General features: G+C 47.4%; 11 protein-coding genes and 2 pseudogenes. 8 read left to right on the forward strand and 5 right to left on the reverse strand.

Annotation, left to right across the window (positions count from 1 at the left end; genetic code table 11):
* The first annotated feature begins 404 nt into the window (after positions 1 to 404).
* The 6 genes and pseudogenes from grpE to rsgA form a co-directional block, all read left to right on the forward strand.
* The gene (gene grpE / locus RIG66_RS18360; protein ID WP_446380205.1) at positions 405 to 1,211 is read left to right on the forward strand and encodes a nucleotide exchange factor GrpE; all 807 of its coding nucleotides are present in this window, start codon (positions 405 to 407) and stop codon (positions 1,209 to 1,211) included.
* 145 nt (positions 1,212 to 1,356) lie between these two features.
* Positions 1,357 to 3,327, forward strand: a complete 1,971-nt coding sequence (dnaK, locus tag RIG66_RS18365) for a molecular chaperone DnaK (protein WP_446380206.1) — start codon at positions 1,357 to 1,359, stop codon at positions 3,325 to 3,327.
* 166 nt (positions 3,328 to 3,493) lie between these two features.
* Positions 3,494 to 4,621, forward strand: a complete 1,128-nt coding sequence (dnaJ, locus tag RIG66_RS18370) for a molecular chaperone DnaJ (RefSeq protein ID WP_446380207.1) — start codon at positions 3,494 to 3,496, stop codon at positions 4,619 to 4,621.
* Positions 4,618 to 4,887, forward strand: coding sequence for a sulfurtransferase TusA family protein (locus RIG66_RS18375; protein WP_446380208.1), 270 nt, complete (start codon positions 4,618 to 4,620; stop codon positions 4,885 to 4,887). Before dnaJ ends, RIG66_RS18375 begins: the two co-directional genes overlap by 4 nt.
* On the forward strand, positions 4,884 to 5,147 hold the full coding sequence (locus RIG66_RS18380; RefSeq protein ID WP_446380209.1) for a hypothetical protein: 264 nt from the start codon (positions 4,884 to 4,886) through the stop codon (positions 5,145 to 5,147). Before RIG66_RS18375 ends, RIG66_RS18380 begins: the two co-directional genes overlap by 4 nt.
* Positions 5,111 to 6,076: pseudogene (gene rsgA / locus RIG66_RS18385) on the forward strand (small ribosomal subunit biogenesis GTPase RsgA); the annotation flags it as partial. The gene RIG66_RS18380 and the pseudogene rsgA, both read left to right, overlap by 37 nt.
* On the opposite strand, the gene RIG66_RS18390 reads toward rsgA, so the two are convergent.
* The 5 genes from RIG66_RS18390 to tyrS all read right to left on the reverse strand — a co-directional run bounded on the left by RIG66_RS18390 (position 6,071) and on the right by tyrS (position 10,924).
* Entirely contained in the window at positions 6,071 to 6,304 is a 234-nt protein-coding gene (locus RIG66_RS18390) for a hypothetical protein (protein ID WP_446380210.1), read from the reverse strand. The pseudogene rsgA and the gene RIG66_RS18390 overlap by 6 nt on opposite strands.
* 249 nt (positions 6,305 to 6,553) lie before the next feature.
* Entirely contained in the window at positions 6,554 to 7,342 is a 789-nt protein-coding gene (locus tag RIG66_RS18395; RefSeq protein ID WP_446380211.1) for an ion transporter, read from the reverse strand.
* A 110-nt stretch (positions 7,343 to 7,452) separates the two neighbouring features.
* On the reverse strand, positions 7,453 to 8,115 hold the full coding sequence (locus RIG66_RS18400) for a hypothetical protein (RefSeq protein WP_446380212.1): 663 nt from the start codon (positions 8,113 to 8,115) through the stop codon (positions 7,453 to 7,455).
* Positions 8,116 to 8,344: 229 nt separating this feature from the next.
* On the reverse strand, positions 8,345 to 9,067 hold the full coding sequence (gene pyrF / locus RIG66_RS18405; RefSeq protein ID WP_446380235.1) for an orotidine-5'-phosphate decarboxylase: 723 nt from the start codon (positions 9,065 to 9,067) through the stop codon (positions 8,345 to 8,347).
* A gap of 684 nt (positions 9,068 to 9,751) precedes the next feature.
* Positions 9,752 to 10,924 carry a tyrosine--tRNA ligase gene (gene tyrS / locus RIG66_RS18410; protein WP_446380213.1) on the reverse strand — a complete coding sequence of 391 codons (1,173 nt, stop codon included), beginning with the start codon at positions 10,922 to 10,924 and terminating at the stop codon, positions 9,752 to 9,754.
* Between the two features lie 230 nt (positions 10,925 to 11,154).
* Here tyrS and RIG66_RS18415 point away from each other — a divergent pair.
* A pseudogene (locus RIG66_RS18415) lies at positions 11,155 to 11,914 on the forward strand (RNA-guided endonuclease InsQ/TnpB family protein).
* A 346-nt stretch (positions 11,915 to 12,260) separates the two neighbouring features.
* Positions 12,261 to 14,183 (forward strand): transglycosylase domain-containing protein, encoded by a 1,923-nt coding sequence (locus tag RIG66_RS18420; protein WP_446380214.1) that lies wholly within the window; start codon positions 12,261 to 12,263, stop codon positions 14,181 to 14,183.
* Positions 14,184 to 14,365 lie beyond the last annotated feature (182 nt).

A 14,365-nucleotide genomic window follows, 5' to 3' on the forward strand; every position in this document is an offset into this window, starting at 1 on the left:
GCAAGTCTTCAGATCATCTAAATGTGATAGAATTCTGACTGAATTCAAAATTAGTCCTCTATACCCTGATAGAATACTCTATTCCTTATTATAGATGGGGATACCGCCTCAAGTTTTATCTTAACCGTTTCCTCGGACTCCTAGAGTACCTCTGCCCCCAAATCCTCAACGTAACAGGCTATGTCTCTACGGCGAGAACTCCTGTTTAGCTGTGATTGAATCAATAGACACATTAACAACAGACAATTTTCCCCAGTATGTACTAGGATTTGAGGAGGTAGCAATCCGGACTTGATGCCTGGGACTTTAGCCTACCCAAAATCTTGCCGTTAATCTGGGCAAGGTAAATGTTGCCATCCCTTGAAGGAGCAGGAGATTGATTGAGTTTTTAGTACGAGTGAATTATGAGTGACGAAGACAAACAACCAAATACTACGTTGCAACAAACAGATGAGCAGAAGGCCGTGAATTCAGATAACCCCGATTTAAATGAGGCAACTTCTGAGGAGGAGGTTGGCACACAACCCGATGTTGAATCACCATCAACGGCAGAAGCGGCAACCGCTGAAGTGACAACGGAAGCGGCAGAAACTTCGGCAGGACAAGGCGTGGAGAGTGAGTCTGCTGAATCGGACTCTGCCGGATTGCCCGGTCAGCAGGAGGATGTCGCGGTTATCGAAACCTTGCAGCAGGAAAATGAACTCCTCAAAGCTCAACTGGAGGAAGTTAATCAGCAATTTGAAGCCTTTAAAACCCAATCCATGCGGATGGCTGCCGATTTTGATAACTTCCGCAAGCGGACGGCTAAAGAAAAAGAAGATTTAGACCATCAAGTAAAGCGTAATACTCTGGGCGAGTTATTATCCGTGGTCGATAACTTTGAGCGGGCGCGATCGCAAATCAAACCTCAAAATGATGGGGAGATGGCGGTGCATAAGAGTTATCAGGGGATCTACAAACAACTGGTGGAATCCTTCAAACGTCTTGGGGTTTCGCCGATGCGTCCGGAAGGAACAGAGTTTGATCCCAATTTCCATGAAGCAGTAATGCGACAGCCGAGTGAGGAATATGACGAAGGAATCGTCATCGAACAACTGATGCGTGGCTATTTCTTGGGCGATCGCGTATTGCGTCATGCCATGGTTAAAGTTGCTGCGGCTCCAGAGCCCGTGGTAACCTCAGAGGAAGAAACCTCAGAACCAGAAAGTTAAGCGGCACGGGGATACTCCCCCCTTGGCTGTCCGTCTCTAAAACAATCAACCCCAAACAACGGTTGAGCGAACGTTAGGTGAGTGCTGTAGCCACAGATTACCACCTTAAAAAGAAAACCTTACCGATCAGATAGGCCGAAGCGCTATGGGAAAAGTCATTGGCATCGACCTGGGCACAACAAATAGTTGCGTGGCTGTCCTCGAAGGAGGTCAGCCCCTCGTCATTTCCAGTACGGAAGGCGGACGAACCACACCGAGTATTGTGGGATTTGGTAAATCGAATGAGCGCTTGGTTGGTCAACTAGCGAAGCGTCAGGCAGTTCCCAATGCTGAAAATACTGTCCATAGTATTAAACGGTTTATTGGTCGCCGATGGGAGGACACGGTAGAGGAGCGATCGCGAGTTCCCTATAACTGTGTTAAGGGTCGCGACGATACGGTTGATGTCCAGATCCGCTCCCATCAATATACCCCGCAGGAAATCTCTGCCATGATCCTGCAAAAGCTGAAAGCCGATGCCGAAAACTTTCTCGGTGAACCCGTAGAACAAGCGGTGATTACAGTCCCTGCCTATTTTACCGATGCTCAACGGCAAGCAACCAAAGATTCCGGCACCATCGCCGGTTTAGAAGTGCTGCGGATCATCAACGAACCAACCGCCGCAGCATTGGCGTATGGGCTGGACAAGCAAGACGAAGAACACCAAGTTCTCGTCTTTGACTTAGGCGGCGGTACGTTTGATGTCTCGGTGATGCAACTGGGCGACGGCGTATTTGAAGTCAAAGCCACGTCTGGCAACAACCATTTAGGGGGCGATGACTTCGATAACGTGATCGTGCGCTGGATGATCCAGGAGTTCAAGGAACAAGAAGGCATCGACATCGGCGCAGATAAAATGGCGCTACAGCGTTTGCGAGAAGCCGCAGAAAAGGCAAAAATTGAACTCTCTAGCATGTTGAACACCTCGATCAACCTGCCGTTTATTACCGCAGATGAAACGGGTCCGAAACATCTAGAAATGGAATTGTCGCGAGCGAAGTTTGAAGAACTGGCGAGCGACTTGATCAAAGGCACAGTTGAACCCGTAAAACAGGCGCTCAAAGATGGCGAACTGAAGCCCGATGATATTGACCGGATTCTGCTGGTCGGGGGTTCGACTCGCATCCCCGCCGTCCAGAAAGCGATTAGTAAGTTTTTTGGCGGTCGCCAACCCGATAAGTCGGTCAACCCCGATGAAGCGGTTGCTCTAGGTGCAGCCATTCAAGGGGGCGTCTTGGGCGGTGAAGTTGAAGACTTGTTGCTACTGGATGTAACTCCATTGTCACTGGGGATTGAAACCTTAGGCGAAGTTTTCACCAAAATTATCGAGCGTAACACCACGATCCCCACCAGTAAATCGCAAATCTTTTCCACGGCGACGGACGGACAAACCTCTGTGGAAATTCACGTCCTCCAGGGTGAACGGGCAATGGCTCGTGATAACAAGAGCCTGGGTAAGTTTCTACTGGCAGGCATTCCTCCGGCTCCCAGGGGTGTGCCTCAAATTGAGGTATCCTTTGATATTGATGTTAATGGAATTCTTAACGTCTCAGCGGCGGATAAAGGCACAGGACGAGAGCAAAGCATCCGGATTACCAACACCGGTGGATTAAATAGTGGTGAAGTGGAACGGATGCGCCAAGAAGCCGAGCAATTTGCCGAAGAAGACCGCCGTCGGATGCAACTGGTGGAACTGAAAAATCAAGCCGAAAGCCTCTTCTACAGTTACGAATCGACCCTAAAAGACAATGCCGATTTGGTACGCGAGGACTTGAAGGCGCAGGGAGAGAAGAAAAAGCAACAGCTACAAGCTGCACTCAAAGACCCCTCGATTGCAGTGGAGGACATTAAACAGCAACTAGAAGATTTCCAACAAACCCTGTTTACCATTGGTGCAGCCGTCTACCAAGAGAGTGCGCCCGATTTGGAACCCGATGAGATTAGCGAAAGCGAGGAGGAAATTGCCTCACCTGTAGAAGTTAGCGAACCTTCTGAGTCGGAACCCGAAGAAGAAGAGTTAATTCTGAACTTTGATGATGAAACGGTAAATAATACTGACTATGAAACAGTTGACTAAGGCAATGCCTACATGTAAGTAGCAATTCGCTGGTTTTTTATCCAAAATGGATAGACGTGCAGGTGATCTGGATATCAGCCCTCGGTGGCGATCAAGCCGATTCTCTGTACAAACTATCCCGATTAACCCACCTCCGTAACGTAATCCAACCCTCCCGCATTGCTCTATGCCTGACTACTATGAGACTCTCGGCGTCTCTCGCGACGCTGACAAAGAAGAAATAAAGCGGGCTTACCGTCGCCTTGCCCGAAAGTACCATCCCGACGTTAATAAGGAACAAGGAGCGGAAGAGCGATTTAAAGAAATTAATCGAGCTTACGAAATCCTTTCCGAACCCGAAATGAAGGCACGATACGACCGCTTTGGTGAGGCGGGTGTATCCTCAGGTGCTGCTGGAGCCGGCTATCCCGATTTTGGGGATATGGGTTTTGCTGATATTTTTGAAAGCTTCTTCAGCGGTTTTGCTGGGGGTATGGGTCAGCAAACGGGACGTCGGCGGGGTGGACCGACGCGAGGGGATGACCTGCGCCTAGACTTGAAGCTAGAATTCCGGGAAGCTGTATTCGGTGGGGAAAAGGAAATTCGCATTCCTCACCAAGAAAACTGTAATACCTGTAACGGTACGGGGGCTAAACCGGGAACTCGACCGCGTACCTGTTCGACCTGTAGCGGCTCAGGACAAGTGCGTCGCGCCACTCGTACCCCCTTTGGCAGTTTCACTCAAGTGTCAGTCTGTCCAACCTGTAATGGCGAAGGACAGGTGATTGAGGATAAGTGTGAAACCTGTGGGGGAGCAGGTCGCAAACAAGAAACCAAAAAGCTAAAAATTACGATTCCGCCCGGTGTGGATAATGGAACCCGGCTACGGGTTTCTAAAGAAGGAGATGCTGGATTACGCAGTGGTCCTCCAGGAGATTTATATGTCTACCTATTTGTTGAGGAAGATGCGGAATTTCAGCGAGATGGAATTAATGTTCTGTCGGATCTGAAAATTAGCTATTTACAAGCTATTTTGGGCTGTCGCCTCCAGGTTAATACTGTTGATGGTCCGGTGGAGTTGAAGATTCCCCCAGGAACCCAACCGAATACGGTGTTGACATTAGAAAATCATGGCGTGCCAAAATTAGGAAATCCGGTGAGCCGGGGCGATCATTTGATTACAATTCAAATCGACATTCCTACCCGAATCACAGCGGAGGAACGGGAGTTGCTGGAGAAGCTGGCAAAAATTAAAGGCGATCGCACGGGTAAAGGAGGGCTAGAAGACTTTTTGGGAGGACTGTTTCGCGGATGAGTAAGCCCACGGGATCGACAATTAATCAGACACCTGATGCTCAACTGGATTTGCGAGGAACACCTTGCCCCATTAACTTTGTGCGGACTAAGCTACGTCTAGAACAAATGACGCCCGGTTCTTTATTAGAAGTATGGCTTGATCCAGGGGAACCGATTGAACAGGTTCCCGATAGTCTGACGATGGCAGGGTATCCGATTGAGGCACTCGATGATCGCAAAGGCTACTTTGCTCTAAGAGTACGGCGTCCTCAAGTCTCTGCATGAGCGAAGTAGTCGATATCCCACCGTCTGAGTTATCTGCCCCCTTATTGGGGACAGTTCTGGCAGTTCAGGCGAATTTCTATCAGGTTCGATTAGAGTCAAAACTCAGCCAGGGCGGGTTTTGTACAAACGATACAATCCATAACCAGCAGCAAATCCCTAAACCCGCCCCTACAAATCAGGTTCCCGATCAACCTAGCTTTGGGTCAACACTCAACACTCAACACTCAACACTTTACTGTGTACCCGTCGTTCCCGATTGAAAAAAATTGGTCAACGGGTGATGGTGGGCGATCGCGTGGTCATTGAGGAACCCGACTGGACGGGTAACCGAGGTGCGATCGCAGAAGTTCTCCCCCGGAAAACCCAACTGGATCGTCCTCCTGTGGCTAATGCTGAACAAATTCTGTTGGTGTTTGCTTTAGCAGAACCTACCCTAGATGCGTATCAACTGAGTCGCTTTTTAGTCAAGGCAGAATCGACAGGTTTCCAGGTATGTTTGTGTCTCAATAAAAGTGATTTAGTCACACCAGAAGAACAACAGCAGTGGCAGCAGCGCTTGAATGCGTGGGGATACCAACCCCTATTTATCAGCGTTTACAATAATATCGGTTTAGCCGAACTGAGCGATCGCTTAAACCAGAAAATTACCGTCTTAGCTGGATTGTCTGGCGTGGGAAAATCTAGCTTAATTAACCAACTCGCCCCTGAAGCCAACCTGCGCGTGGGAGAAGTAACTGGAAAATTAGGACGGGGACGCCACACTACCCGCCATGTAGAATTGTTTGAATTACCCCAAGGGGGTTTATTGGCAGATACGCCGGGATTTAATCAGCCTGACTTGGATTGCACGCCAGCCGATTTAATCCATTACTTTCCCGAAGCGCGACAACGGTTAGCGGTAGCCAGTTGTCAATTTAGTGACTGCTTACATCGAGATGAACCCAACTGTGCGGTACAGGGAGACTGGGAACGCTACGATCATTATCTGGGTTTCTTAGAGGAAGCGATCGCACGTCAAGAACGGTTGAACCAACAAGCTGATCCAGAGTCAACTCTCAAGGCAAAAACCAAAGGAAAGGGACAAACTGAGTACGAACCCAAGTTACAAACAAAGAAATATCGGCGGCGTTCTCGGCGGACTCAACACCAGGATTTAGAGGAACTGTATCAGGAAATGGAAGATTTATAACTGAGTATTTGCCTCTGACTCATTCTCAACTGAGAGTTTACCGGGAATAATAATTTCATTGGATGGTGTATGAGCAGGGTGATTTTGAGCCAAAAATTGCCGTAATTGTACCATTAAGTTAGTGTTATACTGAGGATATTCTTGATAGTTAGGTGCAGGGCTAGAATAAGAAACCAGGAATATTAATGCTGGAAAAGTCAGGAAAAGACTTGTATACGCAACTCCCATAGGGCTAAGTAATTTTTTAAAGTGATTCAAATTATTTTTTAGCATATCATTTATCTTTATTGTTGATAAAAGTCACTTTTTGGGGCTATATGCTCTGCCTAGTCTCCATATATTAATCCTAATTCTCTATTTATAGCGTCTACCCCAAGTTTCAAGTTTAAATTAAATATTTATATCTATAGACAGATGGAATATTATGGAAAAACTGTTCCTGTTCTCTGTTTCCCTTTCCTTACTTCACCAATCTACTTATTCAGCAGTCCCTAACTTAGTCCCACAAATTTTGCAAAACTGAGCATCAGAATCATGAAAAGGTAAACCACACCCGCCACAGACTTTTTCCACTTGGTTAGCCGTTTTAAGTAAGTGCTTGACTAAATCGCCCAATTGCCAAGGAATCAAAGCAATGCCTGTCAAAATCATCAGCACTGTTAGTAATCGACCCCCTTCTGAAATTGGTGTTAGGTCACCAAATCCAACGGTGGTCATCGTTACTACAGCGAAATAGAAGGCATCTAAAAATGTCTTGAATTTTTGAGGATTTATTCCATGTTCAACTTGATAAATTAATCCTGAGTAAACAAATATTATGGTGAACAATGTAAATAATATTCGAGCTAAGATAATGGCATCTTGATTGCTAAGTCTAAAAACATAAATTTTTAAAGTCAGGAAGCGAATTAACCGTAAGATCCGAAACCAACGGAAAATTAAAATAAATCGGATATCCGTCACGCCAATAAAGAAAGGCACGATCGCGATTAGATCGATGAGAGAAACAGGGCTAAAGAAGAAATTAACTTTAGATTCAGCAACCCAAAAGCGGAGTAAATACTCGGCAACAAAAACAATTAAGATAATTCGATCGATAATATCCAGACTTAGGCGAAGCAGCGGCGGTATGGGATAAGTCTCGCACACGAAAATTGCTGAAGATAAGAGGATTAACCCCATAATCAGCAAATTAATCCGCCTACCCACAGGCGATTCAATATCTTCTACGTAAAGAGCAATAGTTTGTCGCAAATTATCGGGCATTAATCTGGCACTAGCAAAGGAAACTTAAAGACTGGAGTTGAGGTATTTACCAAGATGCCCTCAATCAAACCCAACCGATTCAGCACTAACTTAAATTGTAAGATAGACCACTATCTGTATGAGGCTCGAATTGCGTCCGCCCGACAATCTCGCAACCAGAGCTGCACAGCTCGACCCATAATACCATCGCTACTCTCTCGTGGCGGCGTGGGTGGGCGTTCTGGTGAAGGTGAACCTAGGCGCGTAAACATCAGAGCCAAACGCCATCCACTATCGGTATTGGTTAAAAATAGCCAGTGAAAACTTTCTCGTTCGATCGCACCTCCCTCGACATATTGGCGTTCTAGAGTGGTGAAAAACACTTGCTGTGGGGGTTCTACGTTGGTAGCTGTCACAGAATTATAGGAACCGGGACCAAGGGTCAGGGGTTGAAATTCCGCTCGCCCTGCCACGATGATATATAGATCTATATCGATGTCCTCATTTACAGGTCGCGATCGCTGAATCACCCGATTCGCGTAGTCAGGTAAATCCCGCAGCATTAGAGAAGTTAAAGTTTCTACATCTGAGGGACACGCCGATTGAGCTAGAAGTGTGGGTTTAGGAAGACAGGGGTGCAGGAGTGCAGGCGTACAGGGAAGGACTCTTAGCGTTGTTGGTTTCGTCTTCAGCGTTTGTGAGCCGGGGGTAACATTGGGGTTAAATGCCCCACAATCCATCTGAAATCCCAGCCAACAGGCAACTGTTAAGCATTGGATTAACTTATAATTCATACCTTACTAGATAGGGCTTACACTTATCAGGCGGGTTTTGTTGATACGTTATCGGTGAGCTAGGGCGGGTTTTATTGATACGTTATCGGTGAGCTAGGGCGGGTTTTATTGATACGTTATCGGTGAGCTAGGGCGGGTTTTATTGATACGTTATCGGTGAGCTAGGGCGGGTTTTGTTGATACGTTATCGGTGACTAGCTGAATTGAGTCCCTAAACCCGCCCCTACAATTAACTGATGACTTCCTGTAACTCCTCACAAATTCTTTTCCACGCTGCAACGGGGTCAGGCGCAGCCGTGATGGGGCGCCCAATCACCAGGTAATCAGCCCCCGCTTTCAGAGCATCTGCTGGCGTCATCGATCGCTGTTGATCGCCCTGTTCCGACCAACTGGGACGGACACCGGGACAAACGAGGAGAAAGTCATCGCCACACACTTGGCGAAGTTGGGACACTTCTTGAGGCGAACACACTGCACCATTTAATCCGGTTTCTTTTGCCAAAAGTGCCATCTGTAGGGCGTATTCGGGTAACTCAATCGGAACTTTTAAATCAAAGGCTAAATCTCGTGAGTTTAAACTGGTGAGTAGGGAAATAGCAATTAACTTCGGTGGTGAACAAGCGGCGGCTTCTGCTCCTTCCTTCGCTGCTGCTACCGCTCCTTTGAGTGCCATGCGACCTGCTACGGCATGAATTGTCAATAAATCTACCCCGTATCCAGCAGCCGCCCGTGTCGCCCCAGCTACCGTATTGGGAATATCGTGAAACTTGAGATCTAAAAATATCCGTCTTTGCCGATCTTTGAGAACCTGAAGAATCGCGGGTCCACTACTGACAAATAGCTCCAGTCCGACTTTCCAGAACCTCACCTGCGGTAATTGTTCCACGAGGGCGATCGCTTGGGCTTCGGTCGGTACATCTAAGGGGACTATAATCCGCTCTGCTACTGACATGGAAAATGCTTGGTGATAAGTAGCCACAGATTATCCCATTTTTCTTTAACCGCGCAACTTATACTCAATTCGGGTTGACCTCGCCCCTACACTTGAATAAGGGCGGGTTTAGTCAAGTTATTGGTTTTTGTCAAAGGTTATCTGTAAAACCCGCCCCTACAATTTACATTTCTCAAACCCATAGAAAGTTTAAGGGGAAAGAAATTTCTTTCCCCTTTTTTGGTAGTTATATGCGTGAAGTGTCTCTCCCCAATAGGGAAAAGACTTCTCCCGACCCACAGGCATATAGCCTGTTTTGTACGAAACTATTGAGGAACGATACTCAGTTCCGAGGCACCGCTTTACAGGAATCCGACTCCCTCGGATGTTCGTTCTCTTCTCAGTATAGCAAAGCTAGTTGTATCTATGCTTTTTGCTATTCTTTCTATGTTTTTTAGCGCTAAGTAATGGCTCTGCCTTCTGCATAGATGCTAGATAAAAAAGCCATTCCTAGAAAAACCCATAGCAGTATTAGCGGCAATAATGGTGACATGAGCGAACCTCCTCTGGAACACACAGTCTGATTATCTTTATAATATCACTTGCCCCACTGATTTTATTGACAAATTTGTCAATTTGCGCTATTTTACTGCTTGCCCTGCTCCCACTGCTTGCACGCCCGGTAGTCAAAAACTTTTGCAGTCATTAGGATGTCAACCGCACAGATTTCTTTTTCCCTACCTGTAACACCTTGCCCTCTAAAGCCTCTGGGGAATCAAAGGTGCAGTCTACATCCGTAATGCGATCGCCCTCTAGTTTCACACCGCCACCTTTAATCTGTCGCCGCCCTTCGCCACTACTACTACACAACCCACTGGCATTAAGGATATAAAACAACTTGGCGGGAAACTCCACTTGAGAGAGGGAAAATTCCGGGATAGCGCCCCCGCCTTTTGCCTCATCTGCTTCCTTTTGACCGTGATATTGGGTGACAATTGTCCAAGCCAGAAGTTGTTGGCGATCGCGGGGATTTACTGGCAGTTCCTCTAAGGATAAGTCGGTGAGTAGCTCAAAATACTCCTCTAACAGATTATCCTTCGTCCCCTCCAGCTTCTGATACATGGGTTGAGCCGCCTCCCGCAACGCCACATAATTGTTCAGCGACTTCGACATTTTCAGCACGCCATCCGTACCAATTAAAATCGGCAGCAGTAATCCAAACTGGGGAGTTTGACCAAAATGCCGCTGTAAGTCTCGCCCCACCGCAATATTAAATTTTTGATCCGTTCCGCCTAACTCCACATCCGCCTGAACTGCCACCGAATCATACCCTTGCATTAAGGGGTAGAGAAACTCATGCAGGTAAATCGGGTTTTCCTGTTTAAATCGTTCTGCAAACCCCTCCTTCGCTAGCATCTGCCCCACCGTCATCGTGGCTAACAAATCGAGAATCTCTGCCAAATCCAACTTACTTAGCCATTCCGAGTTATAGCGAATTTCCAGGCGTCCTGGTGTTTCAAAATCTAAAATCGGACGCACCTGATCCAAGTAGGTTTGGGCATTTTGCTGCACCTGTTCGTCAGAAAGATGCTTCCGTACTTCTGATTTACCACTTGGATCACCGATTCTTGCGGTAAAATCGCCAATAATTAGGACAGCCGTATGACCCGCATCCTGAAACGCCCGTAATTTCCTTACGGGAATACTATGACCCAAGTGGATATCTGTCCCCGTCGGGTCAATTCCCAACTTGATCCGCAAGGGACGCTCAGTTTGGCGAATCCGTTGCTCTAGGTTCTCACTCGGGTCTTGAGAATCCGGTTGGTTGGGAAAAATGTCACTAACACCTCGGTATAACCAAGATAATGACTGAGACATTGTGTTTAAAGAATTTGACATTCGTCTGGGAAATCTTTCAGGATTAACGTGCAGGAGAATGGCAGATGTTTAACTGCTGAGGGGTTTGGGGAACGATAAGTCCCACGATTAGCGTTGGGATGCTTCGACAAGCTCAGCAACAACATGGATTCCCCAAGTCAATTGAGTGGGATTCAATATCCCCGAAATTGACATTTACCACTTCAATGATAATGTGGTAGAACCTACCTATGATTCTAAACCACACCTACCGCCTATATCCTGATAACCAACAAGCCCAACTTCTAGATGAGTGGTTGGAAACATTGCGGGTGTCCTACAACTATGCGTTGCGGGAAATCAAAGACTGGATTGCTTCTCGCAAGTGTCCAATGGATAGGTGTAGTTTGGAGTTTGAGTATATCATGAGTGCCGATTATCCCTTTCCTAGCTACCACCAACAACAAAACAATCTACCTAAAGCTAAGAAGGAATTTCCACGACTCAAATCTGTTCCCTCCCAAGTCTTGCAGACTAACATTAGAAGGTTACATGATGCTTGGGACTTCTTTAGGGAGAGGGGTTATGGCGGATACTATATTTGTTGAAGACATAGATTTCCGAATCATGGCAAAGGGTTTTCTGGGTAAGCAGACGATTGATGCTGGTTTTGGGCAGTTTCGCTCTATCCTTAAGTGGGTCGGTAAGAAGCGAGGAGTATTTGTGGGCGAAGTAGATTGCCGAGGTACTTCCCAGACTTGCCCGAATTGCCGAATCACGGTCAGGAAAGAACTCTCTGAGAGAATACATTCTTGTCCTGAATGCAAATACGAGGTAGATCGGGACATTGCTTCAGCTCAAGAAATCTGTAATCGAGGTATAGAAACGTATCCAGGGACTCTGGAAAAGCAAGAAATTGGCTCTCAAGTTGAGGTGTCGGGGGCTATGTGCCTAGATAACTGGCGTAGGGGAGCAATGCCCAATCGTGAGGTTGGGAAGCCCACAGCCTAATCTCCGATTTGGTGTGGGAGGATGTCACGATTTACCGTTTTTCATGCCAATCCAGAACAGTAATGTTACCATTTTTGCAGCCAAAAGCCAAAATACTTCGGTTTGTTATCATGAACGATTATCTCAGGCTTAATATTAAGATCTAAGGGAAAACCCGTCCACTGATCCAATGCTGGGAGCAACGTCTACAGGGGACAAGAATCGCCAAAACCGAATTGATCGCTAATCCTGACTTTGCCATAAATTTCTGTAATCATCTATAGAAGGTATAGAACGTATCCCCCCTAAGGTTGCCTCCCACACAGCCATTCAGTATTTTTTTCTTGAGTGAGGAAGTGAAATCACAGTGTCGTCTAGTACCATCCAACAAAAACAACAAAGAGATAGTAAAAACGGATTGCCACCCGCTTTCCGATTCGTGCAAGGAGTCGCTCAGGTAACAGGCGGAACCATTCTCGGCATTACAATGCTAACTAGCTCGGTTGTGGCTGGTGGGCTGGTGGGCTTGGCGACAAGCTTCCGCAATCTTCCCGATGTGAGAGTCCTCAGGGGCTATGTTCCCACCGAAACGACCTACGTCTACGATATCAAGGGGAAGCACCTGGCTAGCCTGCATGATGAAGCCAACCGAGAGGTGGTTAAGTTAGAAAACATTAACCCCAATCTCAAACGAGCAGTGATTGCCATGGAAGATAGCCACTTCTATATTCACCATGGCGTTAACCCCAACAGTGTGGGTCGAGCCTTTTTAGCTAACTGGGAGAAGGGGGCTGTGGTTGAAGGCGGTTCCACCTTGACGATGCAGCTGGTGAAAAACTTATTTCTGTCGCGGGAGAAAAAATTCTCGCGTAAAATTGCCGAGGCAGTCATGGCAATCCGGCTGGAGCAGATCTTCACCAAAGATCAGATATTGGAAATGTATCTGAATCAGATCTATTGGGGTCATAACAATTATGGCATCCAAACCGCCTCGGAGAGTTACTTCGCCAAACCCGCCCGCGAGTTGACCTTGGCAGAATCCGCCATGCTGGCTGGATTGATTCAGTCTCCGGAAGAATATAGCCCCTTTGTCAACTATCCCTTAGCCAAACAACGGCAAGCGATCGTTCTGGCTCGTATGGAGGAATTGGGATGGATTACGGCTGTAGAGAAAAAAGAGGCATTAGCTCAACCATTGGGCGTGGGTAAGCCCACTTCCTGGCAAACCAGCCAGCTTCCCTACATCACAGAAGCTGTCGTGGCAGAGTTGAATGAGCGATTTGGTCGAGATGCGGTTCTCAAAGGGGGGATGCGTGTCCAAACCACGGTGGATTATAATTTCCAGCGCATGGCGGAAAAAACCATTGCTCGCGCTCACAGTAACTTGCGCCGCCGAGGGCTATACGCTGATCAAGTAGCACTAGCCGCCGTTGATCCGCGCACCCATTATGTCAAAGCTTTGGTTGGGGGGATTGGATACGAAAAGAGCCAATTTAACCGAGCGATTCAATCCCGACGCCAACCGGGTTCAGCGTTTAAACCCTTTGTTTACTACACAGCTTTTGCCAGTGGTAAATATACGCCTTATTCCACGGTGATGGATACCCCCGTCAGTTACCGGGATGGGAGTGGCTGGTATTCGCCGAGAAACTATGGCGGTGGTTTCGGTGGGGCGATGAGTATTCGTAGTGCGTTGGTGCAGTCGCGAAATGTGCCAGCGGTTAAGCTTGGCAGAGCCGTTGGGTTAGATAAAGTGATTGAAGTATGCCGCACCCTAGGGATTAAAAGCCCGATGGAACCCGTAACCTCCTTACCCCTCGGTGCAATTGGGGTGACGCCCTTGGAAATGGCAGGATCTTATGCCACCTTTGCTAATACGGGTTGGCATTCTGATCCCACGATCATTGTCCGAGTCACCGATAGTATGGGCAATGTGTTATTAGACAATACCCCGAAACCCCGTCTCGTGCTTGATCCCTGGGCAACGGCTTCACTGAATGCGGTTCTCCAAGGGGTGATTCAAGGTGGAACCGGAACCGCTGCTCAAATTGGACGCCCAGCGGCTGGGAAGACGGGAACAACCAGTTCAGAACGGGATGTCTGGTTCGTCGGATATGTGCCACAATTAGCGACGGCGGTGTGGATTGGTAATGATAACTACAGACCTTTAGGGGGTGGAGCGACAGGGGGTGGATTTGCGGCACCGATTTGGCGCGACTTTATGAGTCAGGCGTTGAAGGGTGAGCCAGTACGCTACTTTGAACCTGCGTCTAAGTATCCGCGTCCTTAGTCATTGGTCATTCGTCATTGGTCATTTGCCCTTAGAATTATTGGACTCTGTTGGGGCGGGTTTAGTAACATCCGGGTGAAAATCAAATGTTAATGGTAAAACCCGCCCCTACAACAGACGTTCCACCGGAAAGAAAGACGTTCCACCGGAACGTCTCTATAACCCCATCTCCCTTGTAGGAT

The sequence above is a fragment of the Coleofasciculus sp. E2-BRE-01 genome (assembly GCF_040221695.1).
Classification (GTDB): domain Bacteria; phylum Cyanobacteriota; class Cyanobacteriia; order Cyanobacteriales; family Coleofasciculaceae; genus Coleofasciculus.

What these genes read in the sequence shown, in the direction of transcription:
- grpE (WP_446380205.1), top strand. Translation starts at nt 405, where the DNA reads ATGAGTGACGAAGACAAACAACCAAATACTACGTTGCAACAAACAGAT.
- dnaK (WP_446380206.1), top strand. Translation starts at nt 1,357, where the DNA reads ATGGGAAAAGTCATTGGCATCGACCTGGGCACAACAAATAGTTGCGTG.
- dnaJ (WP_446380207.1), top strand. Translation starts at nt 3,494, where the DNA reads ATGCCTGACTACTATGAGACTCTCGGCGTCTCTCGCGACGCTGACAAA.
- RIG66_RS18375 (WP_446380208.1), top strand. Translation starts at nt 4,618, where the DNA reads ATGAGTAAGCCCACGGGATCGACAATTAATCAGACACCTGATGCTCAA.
- RIG66_RS18380 (WP_446380209.1), top strand. Translation starts at nt 4,884, where the DNA reads ATGAGCGAAGTAGTCGATATCCCACCGTCTGAGTTATCTGCCCCCTTA.
- RIG66_RS18390 (WP_446380210.1), bottom strand. Translation starts at nt 6,304, where the DNA reads ATGGGAGTTGCGTATACAAGTCTTTTCCTGACTTTTCCAGCATTAATA.
- RIG66_RS18395 (WP_446380211.1), bottom strand. Translation starts at nt 7,342, where the DNA reads ATGCCCGATAATTTGCGACAAACTATTGCTCTTTACGTAGAAGATATT.
- RIG66_RS18400 (WP_446380212.1), bottom strand. Translation starts at nt 8,115, where the DNA reads ATGAATTATAAGTTAATCCAATGCTTAACAGTTGCCTGTTGGCTGGGA.
- pyrF (WP_446380235.1), bottom strand. Translation starts at nt 9,067, where the DNA reads ATGTCAGTAGCAGAGCGGATTATAGTCCCCTTAGATGTACCGACCGAA.
- tyrS (WP_446380213.1), bottom strand. Translation starts at nt 10,924, where the DNA reads ATGTCTCAGTCATTATCTTGGTTATACCGAGGTGTTAGTGACATTTTT.